Here is a 20,462-nt window from a genome sequence, read left to right on the forward strand (position 1 = left end):
AAAAACTAACCCACCCCATTCATTCGTTTAAAACGAATAAACCACTCGATTAATAGCATTATTAATTTATTTATTGCTAATTATAATGACTGCACAACTTCAGTTTTCTTAGGTGACATGATGAAAAAAGTACTTGTGTTAAATTCATCTTTAAATGGTGAACAAGGTAATTCAACCAAGCTTAGCCAACAATTTGTTGAGCAGCTTGCTAACAACCAACAAATTTCAGTAACAACTCGCGATTTAAGCGACAATGCGATTGCCCACTTAACGCAGACAGAAATGGCTGCTTGGATGACTGATGCAAATGAACGTAGCGATGAGCAAAAAGCCCTTGCTGCAATTTCTGACGATTTAATCGCTGAACTTAACGATAACGAACTTATCGTTATTGGTATGCCAATGTATAACTTTGGTATTCCATCAACATTTAAAGCTTGGGTTGATCGTATTGCCCGTGCTGGTATTACATTTAAATACACTGAGCAAGGACCTGTGGGTTTAATTACGGACAAGAAAGTCGTAGTACTTGCAGCGCGTGGTGGTATCTATCAAGGCACCGACATGGATACACAAACTAAATACTTAAAAGATGTACTTGGTTTTGTGGGTATGACAGATGTTAACTTTATTTATGCTGAAGGCTTAGCGATGCCGGGCGCAGAGGAAAGCTTAGAAACGGCGGCAAATGAGATTAAATCTTTCGCTGCTTCAATCTAAAACGCCAATACCTTAAAGCTAAGCAATAAAGCGGTCATCATGACCGCTTTATTATTATCTGTACTCAACTCTTAGTAATCTAAAACGCTTTATAACCCGTATTGCTGCTCAGAAGTTAAAAGTAGCAATAGTCATGAGTAATTTAAAAAAACAAGCAATTAATATAGTGTGGTTCAAGCGTGATTTAAGGTTTTCTGATCACACACCTCTTGCCAAAGCAGTACAATCTGATCTCCCTTGCTTGTTAGTTTATAACTTCGAGCCTTTGCTGATTGAAGACCCTCATTACAGCTTAAGACATTGGCGCTTTGTTTATCAGTCATTAGTCGATATGAATAAACAACTTAAAAAGTATCAGACTCAAGTTGCTATTTATAATCAAGAAATGATCAGTTTATTTAAAACACTTAATGATGAATTTGAAATAAAGACCGTATACAGTCATCAAGAAATTGGCCTACTAAACACCTACAACAGAGACAAAGATGTTAGGCATTGGCTTGAAAAAAGAGCAATTACATGGAATGAAACACCTCTGGGCGGTGTAATTAGAGCTCGTCCCAAACAATGTGACTGGCAAGATCACTGGCACACAGTGATGAATGAATCCCTTGATAACCCTGACTGGCTCAAGTTTAAAGCAATACTACCTAAAAAATATCAAATACCGAACTACATAAATAAATTAGCATCCCATGATAAATATTTTCAATATGGCGGACCTCATGCTGCTAGAGCTACCCTGAGGAGTTTTATCGAAAGTCGTGCTGCAGGTTATCAAAAAGGAATTTCCAGCCCATCACAAAGTAGGTATGCATGCTCTAGGCTCTCTCCTTATTTAGCATGGGGAAATTTAAGTCTGAGACAAGTTTATCAGACATTAAAGTATTACCTCCCCAAGCAACCAAGAAGCTGGCGTCGTTCATTACATGCTTTTGAGTCTAGGCTTCATTGGCATTGTCATTTTATGCAAAAGTTCGAAACTCAATGCAGTATGGAGTTTGCACCGCAAAATGCAGGCTACCTGCGTTACCCTTATCGCGATGATGAACTCGTTGCAGAGCACTTAAAGCGCTTTGAGCAAGGTCAAACAGGTATTCCTATTATTGATGCTTGCATGCGTTGTCTAGCAGCAACGGGTTACATTAACTTTCGAATGCGCGCTATGTTAGTGAGTTTTATGACCCATCATATGAATATCCATTGGCAATCAGTCAGCTTTATTTTATCGCGTTATTTTTTAGATTTTGAGCCGGGTATTCACTACCCACAAATCCAAATGCAAGCATCGGTCACAGGAACTAACACTATTCGTTTATATAACCCAATTAAGCAATCAAAAGACAAAGATCCTGATGGCTTTTTTATTAAAACCTGGTGCCCTGAGCTTAAAGAATTACCCATAGAGGATCTCCACCAGCCATGGCAACAGCCACCAATGGAAGCCGTGTTTAATAATTTTAAACTCGGCGAGGACTACCCAGAGCCCATGGTCGATATAGAACGCGCTGCCAAGGATGCTCGTGAGCGATTATGGTCATTTCGAGAGCGTGATGATGTAAAGCGTGGCACAGAAGCCGTACTACGCCAGCATGTTACAAGCCTTAAAAGGCAACAGCATGGTTCATAAAAAGCTTAATTTACCAAGCAAAACTTGCCCAGTTTGTGACAGGCCATTTAGGTGGCGTAAAAAGTGGCAGCGTGACTGGGAGCATGTTAAATACTGCTCTGAGCGTTGCAAGCGCGAAGCGAAAAGAAATATTGGCGTTTAAGTTGCACTTATATCGTTAACTCACAGTTTTCGGCACAAAACCCTGAAAGCCTTTCACGGTAGCCGAAAAAATTTACAAAGGAGATGACAATGACGATTAAAAAATCTGCACATACGAGTTGGTCTGGTGATATTAAATCTGGCAAAGGCTATATTTCTAGTCAAAGCGGTGCGCTTGATAAACAGCCATTTGGTTTTAATACTCGCTTTGAAGATAAGCCAGGTACTAACCCTGAAGAACTGGTTGCAGCGGCACACAGTAGCTGTTTTAGCATGGCGCTATCGCTGGCATTAACAGAAGCAGGCTTTGTCGCTGACGACATAACTACCAAAGCAACAGTGAGCCTTGATGAAGTTGATGACGGCTTCGAAGTGAGCCACATTGCACTTGATGTCAGCGCGAAAATAACTGAAATTTCGACCGAAAAGTTTGAGCAACTTTGCGAGCAAACCAAGCAGGGCTGCCCTATTTCTAAACTGATGAATGCCGAAATATCACTCACCACAAAGCTTAATTAATCACACTTGGCCAAGCGTTGCTTGGCCTTTTCATACCAATATGCTTAATTAAGTATTATGGCGATTAGGTATGCGACTCTTACAAACCCACAACACTTTATTACAATGTAAATACCAGCTTGTTGTATTATGTTTCTGAAACAAAACCAAATACAACAAGGATATGTATGTTTAAACAACTAGCCCCTATTGCTCTTGCAACACTTGCTTATTCAAGCTGCTCAATCGCAACAGAACAACAAGTAAATAAACAATGGTTCAATAGTATCGACTATACGCACATCGAGAATAACAGATATAGTTTTAATGCTTACCAATTAGTGAGCCATTACTACTTTGAGGAGCAGCAGAGCTCGGGTGTGCTCGATGATTATGGCTACCTAGATACAGATTCAAACATCCGAGTGAATTACTTTAATAGCGATTACACTGATTATCTTGGCATGTTTGGTGAAGGTTATTATAAAAATTGGTTTGTTACAGGTGAAATTTACGATGTTGATGATACTGATGACTATACCTTAGGAATAGGCTACTTATTTATTGATGCCTTAAAAGTCTCTGTAAATAGGGATGTGCGTGAATATGGTGATGATTATTTTCGCTTAAAAGCCCAGTATAACCTCCAAATCAACGATAAGGATTACCTTGGTTTTAGCGCAGAAACAGATGATGAACTCGACGTTTGGAATGTCTCTGCCAGATACTTTAATCATTTAAGCGGCAGCCATTACATTACCGTCGATGTTGGCCACCAAGACAGCCTTTATGAATCAGCAAGCAATGCCATGATCAGCTACTACTTCGGCGATCACTATGCCATAGGTGCAGGGTTGGATGACTCTGAACTCGTTTTACAAGGTAAGTACTTTATTAACGATCGCTATTATTTAACCGCGAATTACACTGAAAGCGGCTCTGCTGAACTTTATAACCTTAAGTTTGTTGCCCAGTTTTAAACTGGAATGAATCAACAGTTTTAAACAAAAACGCCACTTTAAAAGTGGCGTTTATTAGTATGTAGAATTACATATTACCTAGCTTCATCATCATTGCAGTGTACATCTTTAAGTTCAGTGCTAACTGCTCTTCAGTAATAAACTCATGCTCTGAGTGGCCTGTGTACTTTTTACCTGGCATTGATGGACCGAATGACACCGCATTATCAAATAGCTTAGCATTTGTGCCACCACCGATTGATACAAAGCCCGCGTCTTTATCGCCGGTAAAGTGCTTAAAGATATCGAGTAGCGCTTCTGCATGAGGCGCACCATCTAACAGCATTGGCGTACCAATTACCACTTTAGTGTCTTTTAACGTGACATTATTCGTGGTTTGCCAAGCACTAAGCGCTTCATTAATTTGCTGCCTAAGCACGGTTTCTTGTTTACCCACTGGACGACGCATATTAATCGACAGTTTAATGTCGTTACCGTCGCGGCTTAATAAAGTTGGCGAAACGGTCATCGGACCCATAAAGTCATGCTTGTAACCGATTTCACCGAATTGCGCGCCATATAAATCAAGACCAATTAGCTGATTGATAAACTCAATTGCTTGACCATCGCTATTGTTCTCAAGATCGATGCCTTTGAAGATTTCAGCAAGGTGAGCAATCGCATTTTCACCCGCTTCTGGCTCCGATGAATGCGCTGAAATCCCCTTCACTTTCACTAACAAACCATTTGCTTGCTCAGTCATCGCCACTTTGACGTTTTTAAGCTTAGCGACATTATCGTGTAATTTAGCCACAGTCGCCGCATCAGCGTTATGCACTAACACACTGGCATCTTCAGGGATTTGGCTAACAAAGGCGCCGCCTTTTAAGTCACTGACATATAAACCTGTTTGTGCTGAGGTTGCTGAGAAAGTCGGCGCAATTAAGCTCCAGCCTTTTTCTGCAACAACCACAGGGTATGAAGCATCAATAGTGACAGCATATTTAGGTTGCTGATAGGTTTTCATGAACTCTTCGAGTGGTGCCCAATCAGATTCTTCTGCGAGGTAAACCATTAATTCAATACGGTTATTTAAAGTAATGCCGTTGTCTTTAATCGCCTTCATTGCATGCAGTGCAGTCGCAATTGCACCTTTGTCATCTTCTGTACCACGTGCAATTAGCTTTCCTGGCTCAGAGGTTTTATCCATTTTAAATGGACTTTGCTGCCATTTACTGGCATCTGCTGGCTGCACATCACCATGGGTTACTATGGTTACTTTGTCAGCTTGGTTACCCATGCCAATTAATACTGTGTAGCCTAAATCTTGGTAATCAAAACCAAACTGCGCCGCTTTCATTTTTAAGAACGACTTAAAGCCAATGAAATCAGGGTTATCAGGAGTCGCTAGACCTTCTTTATTCACTGTTGGGTACGAAACTAAATTCTCTAAGGTATGAATTTGCGCTTGTTGATATTGCTCTACCGCGTAGTTAGCCAGCTTTTCACTTTGCTCAGACACAGCTGCCTGACTAGAGAAAGCACTTAATAAAAATGCAGCAAGTAATGAATGTTTCAAGATAAGCTCCAGAGTTTAAGAAGGTTTTTAGAAAGTCGCCTTGATTGTAACGCTTATAACGCCGACATAACATCTCTAATTCAAGCAAAATAGATCGCTTAAAAATACCAACAAGGTACAATAGCCACTCACCCTATTAATTCGTTTGTTAGACTCATGAACCGCAGAAAAAAGATCTTCACTAAACTTAAGCAAAAAGATAAGCGCGCCAATGCAAAATTGCATAAAAGCAATAAACCGGCATACATCTCAAAAGCAGAACGCGATAAATTAGCACAGCAAGAAACTGAGCAGGAAAGTTAAAATACCTAGCGGTCAGCGGTAAGATTGTAGGCGCGATTTTACATCGCGCAACACGCGAAATAAACTTCACGCTTCTTCAAGACATTTATTTGCACAAAGAGGTTAAGAGGCGCTGCGCTTTAGAGAAAATAACAAGTAATCAATTGTTTCCCCTCATTGTCTTCTCATTCATTTCTCTTTGTGCAATTTGTTTTAACGCGAAATAAACTTCACGCTTCTTCAAGGCATTTATTTGCACAAAGAGATTAAGAGGCGCTTCGCGCTACACAAAGAAACACTAAACCCCATAAAGAGAATAAAAAGCGTTGCGCTCTAGATAAAAAAGTATTTATTCAATTATCTTACCCTGATTTTTTCAAGGAGCTTCTAACGCTTTCTCTGGCTTAAAAGCACCTGCTACAATTCGTAAATGTTAAGCAAAATGCGCAATTTCAATCAGGTAACGACTTAGGGGCCATGGCAAACTGGCCTCACTTCTGAAAAGCATTAACGAGTAACTATGAAAACGAGGCAACAACAACGCATTGAGCTAGTCTGTGACTATATTAGTCAGCATCTTGATGAACCTTTATCACTGGAGACACTGAGTGAGGTGGCATGTTGCTCGAAATATCATTTTCATCGTTTATTTGTCGCGGGGGTTGGCCTAAGTGTCACCAAATATGCGCAACTTGCGCGCTTAAAGCGGGCCTCATTTCGACTTGCATTTGAGCATCAACTTAAAATTATTGATGTTGCATTAGAGGCGCAATTTGATAGCCCAGAAGCATTTAGCCGTGCTTTTAAGCGCACATTTAAGCAGTCTCCAAGCGAATTCAGAAGCAAACCAAACTGGCCTAATTGGCACACACAGTTTGAATTTTCATTACCCGATAAAAAGGTTTGCCCTATGAACGTAAACATTGTTGATTTTAAAGCACAGCCTGTGGCGTTACTTACCCACCAAGGCGCTGCAAATACCCTTATGAATACCGCTGCACAATTTATTGAGTGGCGCAAAGAGTCAGGCTTTTCACCCGTTAAAACGAGTAATACTTATGGGATCCCATATAGCGATCCGGCAACGACTGAAGACCATGCATTTCGTTTTGACTTTGCAGGCAGTATCACCTCACCGATTACTGAAAACCCGCAAGGCGTGCGTAATGGTGAAATCCCAGCAGGACGCTGTGCAGTAGTACGTCATAATGGCTCTCATGACACCATTAGCGATACAGTTTACTACTTATACCGTGAATGGCTGGTGCAAAGTGGCGAAGAGGTCCGAGACTTCCCTTGCTTTTTTCATTACCTCAACCTCATCCATGAGGTAGATGAATGTGACCTGCAAACGGATATATATTTGCCGATAAAATGATTGCGAGTTGCGAGATATTGTAGGCGCGATTTTATATCGCGCAATATAAAAAGATAACGCGCGAAATAAATTTCACGCCTACGACAGCTTATTTCACATTTTTATCGGACACGTGACCTGACTCGCTAACTTTACTCTCGTAACTAGAAACTCTGGTTTTTAATCTGAAAGCTGACGGCTGATAGCTGACAGCTCTCTTTCCCCTAGCAACTCGCTAACTCCCTTCCCTAAAACCTATAACTCACACTGGCATTATACGAGCGGCCTTGTCCTGCAAGTTGCTCAAAGCCATTACTCATATCTTGCTTATAATTAGCAATACTTACACCGCCAAGTGGCTGTTGGTAGTATTCATCAAGTAAGTTGGTAATTGCTAACTTAAAGGTTAAATTTTGCCACGTTTTCTGGCTTGAAATAGCCAATAGCTGATAGCTGTCGGTTTGGTTTTCTAAACGACGCTCATCAACATTAGTTTTACTATCAACCCACTGCCAGCTCAGTGCGTTTTGCCAGCCTTTGTATTCGTGCTCTAGGCTCAGCTCAGTGTGCAGTGGCATAATTTGATATAAGTCTTCATTGCTATCATCACGTTCGCCATGAGTACTGGTTAGTGAGCCTTTTAGCTGCCACTTTCCTGCTTGCTTTGTGTTGTAAAGTTCAATCAGGCCCGCCAGTTTTGCACCGTAAAGTGTCGCATCTAGGTTCGTGAAAGTAAGAATATTACGCTTAGTATGCGCCATGTCGGTGCGATTAAAGCTCTTAGTAACTTCAGCATCAATATAATCATTTACTTGCGTGTACCAAACATTTGCCGTTACTTGCCAGCTATCGTCTTTGGCTAATTTGGTGTAGCTAGAGCTTAATGTGTGGGCTGTTTCGGCTTCTAAATCTGGGTTACCAATATAACCGTTACCATCGCCAAACCAACCAATCATGGTGGTTGCCATCGTGCCGACACCCCAGCTATAACGCTCATATAAATTGGGTGCGCGATTTTTACGAGCTAAACCAAATTGCAGCTCATCGTTGTTCGATAATTGATAGCGAGCAAGTAAGCTAATATCAACTAAAGTGTCGTCACGTTTACGGTCTAATTGGTTAAACTCCATCGCAGCTTGGGCATCGGTTTTTGACATATCCATCATCGATCCCATATGACCCATGCCGCCCATACCACCTTCGTTATAAGCCTGCACTTCGCCAGTATCTGTGGTTACTTGCTCAACACGAACACCTGCCGATACCCACCATGCTTGGTTTACTTGGTTTTGATACTCAGCAAATGCCGCAAGGCGGTCACGTTTGCCATCATTAATGTTTACGTATTCATTTGGGCCCATCATCATTGACCCTGCAACCGCTGGCCACCAATCATCAATTCGATAACCGTAGTATTCTTGCCCTATCATTAGTGAAGACTGTTTTGATAAATCAGTGCGCCAGTGAATTTGATAACTGTAATCTTGTGCATCGGTATTCATTGGCATCATGCCGGTTTTCTCATTACTGAAAAAACCCATTTCGTGTTTTACATCATGCGCATTCACTTGCACCTGCAAATCACCATTTTCAAGCTCACGTTGATACTGAGCAACGAAACCATAGCTGGTGTTATCGGTCATATCCATGTATTGATTAGGAAAGCCTTGGTAAGGAATTTTTTGATGCGTCAACTTAATTACAAGCTGTTGTTTATCATCACGAATAGCGCCCGTTAAAGCATGATTTTGCACTCGATATAAGGTATCAAGTACACGCTCACCATGGCCATCATCATAACTGTTAGCATCTTCAAAGCTACCTTGGTAAGACAAGCTAAACTGTTTGCTAGCAAGGCTTGCACCTAGGGCGTATGCTTGGCTGTCGTTAACGCTCTTATACTGGGCAGTAACATAGCCAGCACGCCAGTTAACTGAGTCTGTATCACTAAATTCAGGGGCAATCGTATTTACCCTGATAACACCAGCAATATTATCACCGCCACTGCTTACCGGTGATACACCAGCAACAACACTATATGAGGCAATTTGGTTTGCCGACACATAAGAGAGTGGCGGGTTCATTTGGTTAGCACACGCTGCTGTGACATCAGCACCATCAACTAAAACTTTAACTCTATCTCCCATCATGCCGTTCATCACCGGCAAGTTAGACACACCTCCGGCTGCTGAAAAATCAACACCTAAATCTTTCAGTAATGAGTCAGCAGAGCCAACTAATTGATGGTTATTTTGGGCGTGACCTTGCACTTCTATCACTTCAATAGAATCATCAGCAAAGGCAGAAATACTTAAAACACAGCTAAGTGCTGCAGCAATTTTAGAAAATAAAAAACCAGGACGAGAAGATTGCGTGTTCATAACTCTTTTAAAATCAAAGCAAATAATTAATGACGCCGATTATAAAACTCATTAATTAGTCTGAACACGTGACATATTGTCGCACCCTGTCACAGGTAAATAACTTAGCGCAGCACCACTAAAGGAATACGGCTATCTTCAATCATTTTTAAGGTCGTGCTGCCTAAAAAGAATTGCCGCCATTTAGAGTGACCAAATGCGCCCATCACCATTAAGTCAACGGCATGGTCACTTTTATATCGCCACAAAGCTTGGTAAACATCGCCATCGAGCATGCGCGCCCTGACATTAAAGCCGTTTTCAGCCAGCCTTGCTGAGGCGGTATCAAGTTTGTCTTGGCTGTGACCATCTTGTTTATCCACCATCACCAAGTGGCAATCTAAGCCAGATAAAATGCCACCATTGATAATTTGTGTAATCGCTTTGTCGGTACTTTCGCTGCCATCATAAGCCAGCATAAAATTTGTAGGCTCATGAAATTGCGGCGGCACAATCGCAACCGGGGTATGCACCTGACGGATCAGCGTTTCAATATGCGAGCCCAGTACTTTAAAATCATCGTAATGGCCTTTACCTGAGCGGCCAATAATCATCACGCGGGCATTGTCTTCATGTTCAAGTAAGGCATCAACAAGACTCATTGAAAGCTGCTGTTGCTCAATCTCGGTTAGGCCTGCATGCTCGGCTTTTTTCATTGCTTCATCAAGCAATAATTGACCATGCTGCGACGCTACTTTGTTGCGCTCTTGTTCAAGTTTTGCCAATTGCTCTAACAATGAGGTTTGCGAGCCTAAACCAATAATTGCGGTTAAATCATCACTGCCCTGCGGCAAAGGTGGCTCTAAAGCATGCAGAAAATTTATCGGATGGCTGGAGCGCTTAGAAATCCAAATAGCCGCTTCTGTCACCGCATCGGTCATGCATGAACCGTCGATACAGGCAAATATCTTTTTCATTGCGCTCTCCTTTAAACCAATTCAGTTAACCAAGTATAGTTGGCTTTTCATCTGTATTTAATTTGAACAGCAAAGACTTAAGAAGTTCAGGTTATTTTCTTATAGCAAACAAATATAGAACGTTCCAAAAAGTACTGTATCAACCCCGTTAATTTGTATTACAATAGCGCTGGGCACACATCTCTACTCCAGAACAAAGTATTTGTTACTGGCATTTTCAATTATCAAAAATCTATTTTGTTTTTAAATTTATTTTTAAAGGAATTACATGACTAACGTAGCCAACCCCCAAGGCAACGCAAGCACGTTTACCATTCTGATAGTATTGGCTTTAGGCACATTCATTTTAGGCCTATCAGAGTTTTCTATGATGCCAATGTTGCCCTTGATCAGCGAAACATTTTCGTCTACGCCAGCGCAAAGTGGTTATGCCATCAGTGCTTACGCAATAGGCGTAGTCGTCGGTGCCCCGCTATTTATGATCACAACCGCCAACATGCGTAAGCGCAATGCACTGTTGATGTTTGTCAGTATGATGTTTTTATTCAATGGTTTAAGTGCTTTTGCAAACTCACTTGAGCAACTTATTTTATTTCGCTTTTTAAGTGGTTTACCACACGGTGCCTACTTCGCCGCCGCGATTTTATTGGCTGCCGATATCGCCCCTGCCGATAAACGGGCAAGCTTTATGTCAAAAGTATTTATGGGTTTAACCATTGCTACTATCGTTGGTGTGCCCATGGTCACCCTTGTGGGTCAAAACTTTAGCTGGCGTTATTGTTTGGCGGGCACCGCTGTACTTGCGTTAGTTGCCTTGGTATTGATTGTGAAATACGTACCTAACGTAAAAAATACCGCACCAACATCGATTCTCGATGAGTTAAGTGTATTAAAGAACAAGCTCGTATGGACCATTCTAGGTATCATCATTATTGGTTTTGGTGGTGTATTTTGTGTTTACACTTACATTGCTGACACTATTTTAGAAGTCACCCATACCCCTGCTTACACTATCTCTATTGCCATGATCATGTTTGGTATTGGCTGTACTTTAGGTAACTACGTATTAGGTAAAGCCGCCGACCACTCACCGCTGAAAACCACAGGCGCAGCGCTAATTGGTGCTATAGTATTTGCTGCCAGTTATGTAAGCGCCAGCCACAATATTTGGCTGTTATATGCGGTTATTTTCTTTATTGGCTTTAGCGTGGGTTTAGGTACTGTGATCCAATCGCTATTAATGGATGTATCACCACAAGGCCACGCCATGATAGGTGCGCTGGTACAGTGTGCGTTTAATACAGCCAATGCCATTGGCCCTTGGCTTGGCGGCATGGCTATTGCCGAAGGCGCACTGCCAAGTCAAACAGGCTATGTTTCGGCGGCACTATTCTTAGGTGGCTTTTTAATGTGGTCGTTAAGTGCGATGCAGATGAAAAGACAAAGCTGTAAGCCTTAAGCTCTCAAAAATGTAGCAGCGATTTTATATCGCGTAGGATAAGTGGCGTTTAACCTGAATGATTTAACATTCGGCGTTAAAACGCCTCCTACGCTATCAGACTTACTCATCCTGAAATATCTCTTCGATACTCAGGTTGAATAAACGCGCGGCTTTAAATGCTAATGGCAAACTTGGGTCAAATTTACCTTTTTCAATCGCATTAATAGTTTGCCTAGACACATCCAAAAGCTCTGCGAGTTTCGCTTGGGTGTAGTTGTGCTCAGCACGAAGCACTTTCAAGCGGTTTTTCATTCTTCGCCCTCGTCGTTTAACTGCTTATTCATCATTAAAAGACTCACTAAATAGGTTAAGCTCATAAAGATTACGAGGTGCGATATATCTTCTTTAAAGCTTATTAAACCGCTTGATTGCACCACCGAATAAGCGAAACCAAATACCAAGCTTGCACCCAAAGTAATGGCCATTGCATTAAGGTGCATACGCTGCTGAAGCTCATCCATTCCTTGTAGTTGTCGCTTGTTCGATAAAATCATCTTGATGCCAACTACGACATTAATTAAGATTGCTACAACACTAAAAACAGCCTGCTCTTGCCATAAAAAATGTGGTCCAAATGAGGCAATTGCTAAAGTAATCACCCATGCTGATGTCCATTTAGCGAGGTTTAGCGTGTTCTGCTTATTACGCTGTTTAAAGGTTAATCCTGTTCGATTCATTATTCTCACCTTAAAAGTAAAGTAAACTTGACTAAAGATTAATCTAGCAACACAAAAAGTCAAATAAACTTTACAAAAAGTTTTATATACACGACATCAATATGATTTTTTAATGTCAGAAAAGGCAAGGTGCTTGCTGTTAATCTCATAATATTGTATTAATCAAAGTATCGCGTAGTCTTATAAAAAATCGGTCCAATCGGACTGCGTTTCTAACAATAACAATGAAGATAACACTATGAATACGGCACTGTTTTTCGTTGGAGAATGGCAAGTTACCCCGGCTACCAACTCAATCCGACGCGGTGAGCAAACAAAGCATCTTGAACCCAAGGCGATGGATGTATTACTGCTGCTTTGCGAAAAACAAGGTGAGCTACTAACGAGCGAAGAAATCATCAGCCATTGCTGGCCAAATGTAGCGCTGGGTGACAACCCCCTGCATAAAGTGATCACCCAATTACGTAAAGCCTTTGACGATAAAGCAAGCGATCCGCATTACATAGAAACCATTCGTAAACGTGGTTATCGGGTTATTGCCGAAATCAACTTTCCACTCAACGAAGAACAAAAAGCCAGCCAAACCAGTTGGCAAGGTGATTCGCCCTTTGTTGGCTTAAGTGCGTTTGCACCAGAGCAAGCCGATGTATTTTTTGGTCGTAACAAACAAATTGCCACTTTGCTACAGCGAGTGTCGGCTCAAATTGAGTTTGGTCGCGCATTTTGCTTAATTTTAGGCGCCAGTGGTTCAGGTAAATCGTCGTTAGTTAACGCAGGTGTATTGCCCGCTTTAATGTCGAGTAATGGCTACGATGGCATTAGAGTACACAGTTACTGCCAACTCGACTTTGCCGATGTCAGTAAAGAGCGCTTACTGCTTGATTTAGCCTCAACCTTGCTCGATTTAGAAGTAAACGACGCACCTGTACTTAGCGATATAAGCGCCGATGCGTTGGCTGAATTGTTATTAACAGATCCAGAACAGGTTATTTCCCGCTGTAAAGCAGCACTTGCAGCGCTAAATAAAGAGCGCACTACGCCCTATTTATTTTTATTTATCGACAGGCTCGAAGTGCTATTGTCATCGCCGCTATTTAGCGATGACGAGCGCAACCAGCTGTTAGCACTTATTGAGCGCTTAGCAACAAGTGGCTGCATGATCATTTTTAGTGCCTGTCGTAATGACTTTTACCCGCAAGTAGTGAGTCAACCAAGTTTAATGGCAGGTAAAGCCAATGGCGCACATTTTGATTTATTAGCGCCAACTCGCTCTGAGCTTAAGCAAATGATCCGTTTGCCAGCACTTGCAGCAGGCTTAAGTTGGCAACATCACCCAGAGCATCACACACCGCTTGATGAACAACTTTGTAACGATACTGCCAATAACCCTGATGCATTGCCGATGCTGCAATACACCTTGCAGCAGCTTTACTTGCAGCGCAGCCCAGACAACGAATTATTGTTTTCTGAATACCAAGCGCTTGGCACCATCGAAGGAGCCATCGGCCAAAAAGCCGAACAGGTATTTTGCCAATTACCCAAAGACCAACAAACTGAACTTGCTGTAGTTCTTTCTAAGCTGATCACTTTAAACCCAGATGGCGAAACGCTCACCAGCCGTGCAGCACATTGGAGCGAATTAACCAGCCCTGCTGCGACCAAGCTTGTTCAGGCTATGGTCGATAGTCGCTTGTTTGTATCACACCTTAAAAATGAGCAAGCCTGCTTTAGCCTTGCCCATGAAGCCCTGCTACGCCATTGGCAACGCGCCATAGATTGGGTGCAAGAGCACCAACAAAGCTTAGCAATTCAAAGTCGTGTGCAACTAGCCACCGAGCGCTGGCTGCTTGAACATAAACACAGCGACTTTTTATTAGCCCAAGGCAAACCGCTGCAAGAAGCACAAAGCCTAGTTAAAAACCCTATGTTTAGCTTATCGAGCGACGAACAAGCGTTAATTAAAGCTTCTAACAACAAAGCCAAACGTAAAAAACGCGTGTTACAAATAACGGCGGCTGCACTTGTGTGCTTAACCTTTATTGCCACATTTATGAGCGTGCGCAGCTATCACGCCGAACAAATAGCAAAACAAAAACGCCAAGAAGCTGAGAGTTTATTGGGTTTTATGGTCGGTGAATTTGCCGACAAACTCAGAAGCGTTAAGCGCATGGATTTATTGGATGGTATTAGCAACAAAGCCCTTGAGTATTTTACCAACCAAGACGAAGAAACAGCGTCACTGTTTGACTTTAGCGATAAACAAGCCGAGTTTAATAACCGTTTTCAATACGCTCAAACCTTAGAGGCCATGGGCGAAGTCGCTTACTCTCGAGGCAAAACCGACGAGGCCTTCACTGCCTTTGAAAATGCACGAACGCGCCTAGAATCATTACTAAAAATTCAACCCAACAACCTAGATGTTTTAATGCTCGCAGGGGCCAATGCTTTTTGGCTTGGTAATTTAACTTATGAGCAAAGTAATTATTTAGCGACTGAGCCCATGTTCAAACGTTACTTGGCTTACAGCGAAATGATGTATCAGCTTGCCCCTAATGACTTTAATTCAATTATGGAGCTATCTTACTCACACAATTCACTTGGCTCGCTGTATTTAAAACAGTTTAATTACGCACTTGCAAAACAAAGCTTTACTGAATCTTTAAAACTTAAAAACCAAGCCCTTGATCTTAAACCTAATAACAAAAATTTATTACGCGATAAAACAGACACCATTAGCTGGATTGCAAGCACAGAAGAAAGGCTAGGAAATTTAAGCGAAGCATTGACCATGCTTGAGCAAGCTATTAATCAATTAGATTCTGTCCTAAAAATAAGACCTGATGATGCCAGTCTTCTTAGCGACATTTTTAATATTTATATGCAACAAAGCTATCTTTTAAGTTACTTTCCAGATAAACAAGATGCTTATAGAAAAGTAGAAAAAGCATTGTTTGCAATAAACAAGGCACGTTTACAAGATCCTGAAAATGAAAATTTCAAACGCAAATATTACAGGGCTCTTTCATTTCAATTAATGCTATCCGAAGAAAGTAAAACAAATATCGATGAAATAGTTAACTACACTGATAGCAATGGCTTTGAAAAATCTCAAATTATTGAAATCCAATTAAATACCATAAATTACTTAATAAACGTAAAAAACTTCTCCCAAGCAGAGAGCCTCTTACTAAAACTTGAGAATAATACTGACTATAAGGAAAGAGAAAGTAATAAAGAAAAAATAGAAAGTAACATTGATTTTATAAAAGTAAGTTTAATAAAAGCAAAACTATCAAAAGATAAACTAGTTAAAAGTTCTATTTGCCGAGATATCATTAATTCAATAAATGAAAAACACTACCGCAGTAAAAGCATAAGAATAACTCACCCCCTTATACAAGCTTACACATGTTTGAATAAGGAAAGTGAAGTCAACACAATTAAAAGTAAACTAATAGAGTTAGGTATTACTAACTTTGATCTATAAAAAACAACTAGAAGGTAATAACAATGAGCGAAAGTCAAACTTACAACTTTACAGTGAATGTTACACTTAACACTGAAAATGAAGCTGTATTCACATACTTCCAAGACGGTCAGCAAGTTTCTGGTGGCGGTACTGTCAATGAAAGAAACAGCCTAGGTATTTATACACTTGATGACGCAACTGTTGATGCTGGCTTTCAATTTACAGGTGCTAAATTTGCAAACCTTGAAGGTGATTGCGAGCAAGACTTTAGCTTTAAAGTCACTAACAATGGTCAAACAATTGAAATAGCGGATACTGATGAAAATAGCGGCACTGCGTGTATGATTTTCATCGTTGAGTGCAATGGCACAAGCTATGAAAGTGCCGATCCGCAAGTAAAAAATGAAGACTAAAACTAAAAAACTTCATAAAAAGCTCCTTCCAAGGAGCTTTTTTTACATTTAAAAACAACAACTTAAAACCAGAAGATTACCGGAAGGTTAATTTGCACTTTTTTAAGTAACTTTATAGACACCAAAATCGTTTGCATCGGCAAAAAGGAAACGAACGTGTCTACTAATAAAAATGAACAACCAAGCACTGCTAAATCAGGAGCGAAAAGCTCACTTGCGCAGTCTATCAATTCAGAGCAACTTGCGCTGATTGCACAAATGTTTCAGAACATTCCTGAAGGAGTGTTTATCATTAATGGTCAAGGCACGTTTGAATTTGCAAACCCGATGGCGGCACAGCTTTTAGGTGACAACCAAGAAGCGTTAATCGGGCAAAACATTTTACATTACCTACACGACACCGACCGTGATAAATACATGTATACCCTACTTAGTTGGTTAGACCATAAAGACTCGCCGATAAGTCTTGGGCCAAACGAAGTTAAAATAAACCGTGCCGACAGTAAAACCCTTGAGGCGGATTTATGTATATCGAGCCTGCCAAAAAACATTGCCGTTGCAGAAAATTTATTTATTTGTGTATTACATGATTTATCATCACATAAAGAACAATATAATCGTTTAATTAAACAGGCTACCACTGACCATTTAACCGGCCTTGCAAATAGATTAACCCTTGAGGAATCATTAAAAGAGCATTGGCAAGAAAGCGTACAAACCAACCAAGCCATTAGCACTATATTAATCGACATCGATTACTTTAAATTATTCAACGACCGATTTGGTCATGTAAAAGGCGATAAATGCTTACAAAAAGTAGCAAGTATAATCGCAGAATCACTCCCTTCTCGCGATTGTTTAGCAGCCCGTTATGGTGGTGAAGAATTCGCCATTATATTACCCCGCTGTCAAAAAGACACGGCCGCCGCCATTGCTAAACATATTCAAATAAAAGTAAATAACATGCCATTTACTGATATAGGTTTACCAAGTGATTTTAGAATAAGTGTAAGCCAAGGAATTGCCTGTGAGTTTAATAATCAATATCGTACTTCAGAGGCATTAATTTGTGCAGCAGATACTGCTTTATACCGAGCAAAAACAGAAGGTAGAAATAAAATAAGCATTAGCGCGTAAACACATAATTAACAACACAATAAACTAATTAACAAGTAGCGTTAGTTACACATATACTATACTTTTATGTTATTTGTTTGTTCCCATTATGCGTTTTACACTGCGCTAAAATAGATAAGTCAGATGGGAATCAAAAATGGCATTATTCAAAAAATTACCTTTGCAACTTGCAATCGCAAGTACGCTTGCTGCATCAGTGACTGCAATCGCTGCTGAGCAACCTGCTGAAAATACAGCAAAAGATATTGAAGTTATTTCAGTGACGGGCACACGTCGTAGTTTACGTAGCCTATCTGAAAGTACTGTTCCGGTTGATTTATTAACAAGCCGCGATTTAGCAAGCACAGGTCAGCTTGAAATTAGCCAAGTACTTGCCTCTCAATTACCTAGTTTTAACTACCCTAGCGCCACCATTGCTGATGGTACTGACCACGCAAAACCTGCCGTATTACGTGGCCTTGCCCCTGATCACACACTGGTATTAGTCAACGGTAAACGCCGCCATGCGGGTGCCCTATTAAATTTAGGTGGCACAGTGGGTCGTGGCTCAACGGCGGTTGATTTAAATAATATTCCTACCTCAGCAATTAAGCGCGTAGAAGTACTGCGTGATGGCGCTGCCGCGCAATATGGTTCTGACGCGATTGCTGGTGTAATTAACATTGTACTAAAAGATGCCGATGAAGGCGGTAGTGTAAGCTACACATACGGTGAGTACGACACTCAAATGGCAGGCTCTCCTCAGCTACTAAACACTACAACTGATAGCGAAGGCAACCTAAGCTTTGAAACTGGCAGCGACCGTGAAGTAAACGACGGCATTTCGCGCACAGCAAGTGCTAATGCGGGCTTTGCGCTGGGCGATAACGGTTTTATTAACGTGTCGATTGAGTCACGCAATAACGAGCCAACAAACCGCTCTGGTTTTGATGCACGTGAGCAATATAGCCGTGATGAGAATGGCAATTTAGATTCGCGCGAATTTGACTTTGACCGCTATAACCACCGCTTTGGTAAAGCCGCTATCGAAGACTTCGCGCTTTTTTATAACCTAGGTTATGAGTTTGATAACTCACTATCGCTTTACTCATTTGCAAGTTACTCAAACCGTAAAGGTAATTCAGGTGGTTTTTATCGTCGTGCGAAAGACTCTCGTAACTTACCTGAAGTATATCCTGACGGTTTCTTACCACAAATTGATACCGACGTAGATGACTACTCATTTGCGATTGGTCTAAATGGCGAAACTAATGATTGGGCTTGGGATGTAAGCACTAATTATGGTCGTAATGACTTTGGTTTAGGTGTTAGCAATAGTTTAAACACTTCAATGGGCGTAAATAGCCCAACAGAGTTTGATAACGGTGCGCTTGTGTACGAGCAATACCTAGTGAACATGGATGCTAGCAACACGCTAGACTTAGGTTTACCTGATGATGTGTTTGTCACCATTGGTGCTGAGTATCGTCACGAAAACTACCAAATTAAAGCAGGTGAAACAGCCTCTTACCTAACTGTATTAGATGACGATGGCAACCCTGTTGCTGCCGGTGGTGCACAAGTTTTAGCAGGCTTTTCACCTGACAGTGCAACCGATAAAAGCCGCCATAATGTCGCTATTTTTGCTGAGTTTGATACCTACCTTACAAGCGACTGGAATGTGGTTCTCGCTGGCCGCTTTGAAGATTACAGTGACTTTGGTAGTACTTTTACATCAAAACTGGCTTCTCGTTACAGCGTGAATGAATCATTGTCTCTACGTGGTGCTATTAGTACTGGATTTAGAGCGCCATCACTTGCACAAACGTCTTACAAATCGGTAAGCACGGTATTTGAAAATGGTGTGCCAAATGAAGTTGGTTTGTTCCCTGTTGATGAACCTGCGGCGCGTGCACTGGGTGCTCGTGACCTTGATGCAGAAGAATCAGTCAACATGACTGCGGGCTTTATCTTTACCCAAGGTGGTTTTAGCTTAACCCTTGATGCATATCGCATTGAAATAGACGACCGTATTGTATTATCTGAAAACTTAAGTGGCCCAGAAGTTGAAGCGATTTTAGCCGAAGCAGGCGAAGTAAATACACAGCGTGTTCGTTACTTTACTAATGCCATTGATTCACGTACACAAGGTGTTGATATTGTTGCGACTTACTCATTAGGCTTAGAAAAATATGGTGATTTACGCTTAAGTGCTGCGGTTAACTTTAACGACACTGAAGTGACGAATGTTAAAGAAAACCCAGCAGAGCTTGAAGCGCTTGGTGATAGCTACGAATACTTTGCGCGCCGTGAAATAACCCGCTTTGAAGAAGGCACCCCAGCAAATAAGTGGAACTTATCTGCAACATGGGATTATGAAAACTTCCAAACAACACTTCGTGCCACGCGTTACGGTGAAGTGGTGGATACATCAAGCACACCTGAAGGTGATGAAGTACTTGATGCTAAATGGATTGCTGACTTAGAAGTGGCTTACCGCCCTGATGAGCAGTGGAAGTTCGCATTAGGCGCTAATAACCTGTTTGATCAGTATCCTCAAGATACTGTAAGTAATATTGGTTATAGCGATTTCAACCAAATTTTCCCTTATAGTGGCTTTGCGCCATACAGCTTAGATGGCCGTTTTATTTACGGTAACATCACTTATAGCTTCTAAAAAAAAGCGGTGATGACCTAGGTCATCACCGCTAGCTTCTGAAACTATAATCTCAAAAATAATTAAAAAAATTTTCGGATAGATAAACTATATGCAAACTTGTTGC

17 protein-coding genes are annotated in these 20,462 nt (G+C 41.2%); 12 read left to right on the plus strand and 5 right to left on the minus strand.

Annotated features, from left to right (window positions below):
* Positions 1 to 120: 120 nt before the first annotated feature.
* The 5 genes from J3455_RS13120 (at position 121) to J3455_RS13140 (ending at position 3,969) form a co-directional block, all read left to right on the plus strand.
* The gene (locus tag J3455_RS13120; RefSeq protein ID WP_349561883.1) at positions 121 to 720 is read left to right on the plus strand and encodes an FMN-dependent NADH-azoreductase; all 600 of its coding nucleotides are present in this window, start codon (positions 121 to 123) and stop codon (positions 718 to 720) included.
* Between the two features lie 133 nt (positions 721 to 853).
* Positions 854 to 2,350 carry a cryptochrome/deoxyribodipyrimidine photo-lyase family protein gene (locus tag J3455_RS13125; RefSeq protein WP_297330882.1) on the plus strand — a complete coding sequence of 499 codons (1,497 nt, stop codon included), beginning with the start codon at positions 854 to 856 and terminating at the stop codon, positions 2,348 to 2,350.
* The gene (locus J3455_RS13130) at positions 2,340 to 2,492 is read left to right on the plus strand and encodes a DUF2256 domain-containing protein (RefSeq protein WP_130050955.1); all 153 of its coding nucleotides are present in this window, start codon (positions 2,340 to 2,342) and stop codon (positions 2,490 to 2,492) included. Before J3455_RS13125 ends, J3455_RS13130 begins: the two co-directional genes overlap by 11 nt.
* 89 nt (positions 2,493 to 2,581) lie before the next feature.
* On the plus strand, positions 2,582 to 3,010 hold the full coding sequence (locus tag J3455_RS13135; protein ID WP_167658004.1) for an OsmC family protein: 429 nt from the start codon (positions 2,582 to 2,584) through the stop codon (positions 3,008 to 3,010).
* A gap of 167 nt (positions 3,011 to 3,177) precedes the next feature.
* Entirely contained in the window at positions 3,178 to 3,969 is a 792-nt protein-coding gene (locus tag J3455_RS13140) for a putative porin (RefSeq protein WP_167658005.1), read from the plus strand.
* A gap of 67 nt (positions 3,970 to 4,036) precedes the next feature.
* On the opposite strand, the gene J3455_RS13145 is transcribed toward J3455_RS13140, so the two are convergent.
* On the minus strand, positions 4,037 to 5,527 hold the full coding sequence (locus J3455_RS13145) for a dipeptidase (RefSeq protein ID WP_130050952.1): 1,491 nt from the start codon (positions 5,525 to 5,527) through the stop codon (positions 4,037 to 4,039).
* 156 nt (positions 5,528 to 5,683) lie between these two features.
* Here J3455_RS13145 and J3455_RS13150 point away from each other — a divergent pair, with 156 nt between their 5' ends.
* Both J3455_RS13150 and J3455_RS13155 read left to right on the plus strand, forming a co-directional pair.
* The gene (locus J3455_RS13150; RefSeq protein ID WP_167658006.1) at positions 5,684 to 5,830 is read left to right on the plus strand and encodes a DUF2986 domain-containing protein; all 147 of its coding nucleotides are present in this window, start codon (positions 5,684 to 5,686) and stop codon (positions 5,828 to 5,830) included.
* Between the two features lie 499 nt (positions 5,831 to 6,329).
* A complete protein-coding gene (locus J3455_RS13155) occupies positions 6,330 to 7,187 on the plus strand; it encodes an AraC family transcriptional regulator (protein ID WP_287204736.1) in 858 nt (285 codons plus the stop codon).
* 227 nt (positions 7,188 to 7,414) lie between these two features.
* Here the strand turns inward: J3455_RS13155 and J3455_RS13160 are convergent, their stop codons facing one another.
* Positions 7,415 to 9,547, minus strand: a complete 2,133-nt coding sequence (locus tag J3455_RS13160; RefSeq protein WP_349561884.1) for a TonB-dependent receptor — start codon at positions 9,545 to 9,547, stop codon at positions 7,415 to 7,417.
* 104 nt (positions 9,548 to 9,651) lie between these two features.
* Positions 9,652 to 10,503: a universal stress protein gene (locus J3455_RS13165; RefSeq protein ID WP_130050948.1), complete on the minus strand. Its 852-nt coding sequence runs from the start codon at positions 10,501 to 10,503 to the stop codon at positions 9,652 to 9,654.
* 268 nt (positions 10,504 to 10,771) lie between these two features.
* Between J3455_RS13165 and J3455_RS13170 the strand changes: the two genes are divergently transcribed.
* A complete protein-coding gene (locus tag J3455_RS13170; protein ID WP_167658009.1) occupies positions 10,772 to 11,962 on the plus strand; it encodes an MFS transporter in 1,191 nt (396 codons plus the stop codon).
* A gap of 102 nt (positions 11,963 to 12,064) precedes the next feature.
* On the opposite strand, the gene J3455_RS13175 is transcribed toward J3455_RS13170, so the two are convergent.
* Positions 12,065 to 12,256: a helix-turn-helix transcriptional regulator gene (locus J3455_RS13175; RefSeq protein WP_054551820.1), complete on the minus strand. Its 192-nt coding sequence runs from the start codon at positions 12,254 to 12,256 to the stop codon at positions 12,065 to 12,067.
* Positions 12,253 to 12,681 (minus strand): hypothetical protein, encoded by a 429-nt coding sequence (locus tag J3455_RS13180; RefSeq protein ID WP_349561885.1) that lies wholly within the window; start codon positions 12,679 to 12,681, stop codon positions 12,253 to 12,255. The genes J3455_RS13175 and J3455_RS13180 overlap by 4 nt, the downstream gene beginning before the upstream one ends.
* 238 nt (positions 12,682 to 12,919) lie before the next feature.
* Between J3455_RS13180 and J3455_RS13185 the strand changes: the two genes are divergently transcribed.
* The 4 genes from J3455_RS13185 (at position 12,920) to J3455_RS13200 (ending at position 20,356) form a co-directional block, all read left to right on the plus strand.
* Positions 12,920 to 16,168 carry an nSTAND1 domain-containing NTPase gene (locus J3455_RS13185; RefSeq protein ID WP_349561886.1) on the plus strand — a complete coding sequence of 1,083 codons (3,249 nt, stop codon included), beginning with the start codon at positions 12,920 to 12,922 and terminating at the stop codon, positions 16,166 to 16,168.
* 23 nt (positions 16,169 to 16,191) lie between these two features.
* On the plus strand, positions 16,192 to 16,563 hold the full coding sequence (locus J3455_RS13190; protein WP_256854630.1) for a DP-EP family protein: 372 nt from the start codon (positions 16,192 to 16,194) through the stop codon (positions 16,561 to 16,563).
* A 156-nt stretch (positions 16,564 to 16,719) separates the two neighbouring features.
* Positions 16,720 to 17,700: a GGDEF domain-containing protein gene (locus J3455_RS13195; RefSeq protein ID WP_349561887.1), complete on the plus strand. Its 981-nt coding sequence runs from the start codon at positions 16,720 to 16,722 to the stop codon at positions 17,698 to 17,700.
* A gap of 136 nt (positions 17,701 to 17,836) precedes the next feature.
* Complete coding sequence (locus J3455_RS13200; RefSeq protein ID WP_349561888.1) at positions 17,837 to 20,356, plus strand: TonB-dependent receptor plug domain-containing protein; 2,520 nt, start codon at positions 17,837 to 17,839, stop codon at positions 20,354 to 20,356.
* Positions 20,357 to 20,462 lie beyond the last annotated feature (106 nt).

Origin of the sequence: Pseudoalteromonas sp. NFXS39, from assembly GCF_040148775.1 — a bacterium.
GTDB lineage: Bacteria > Pseudomonadota > Gammaproteobacteria > Enterobacterales > Alteromonadaceae > Pseudoalteromonas > Pseudoalteromonas apostichopi.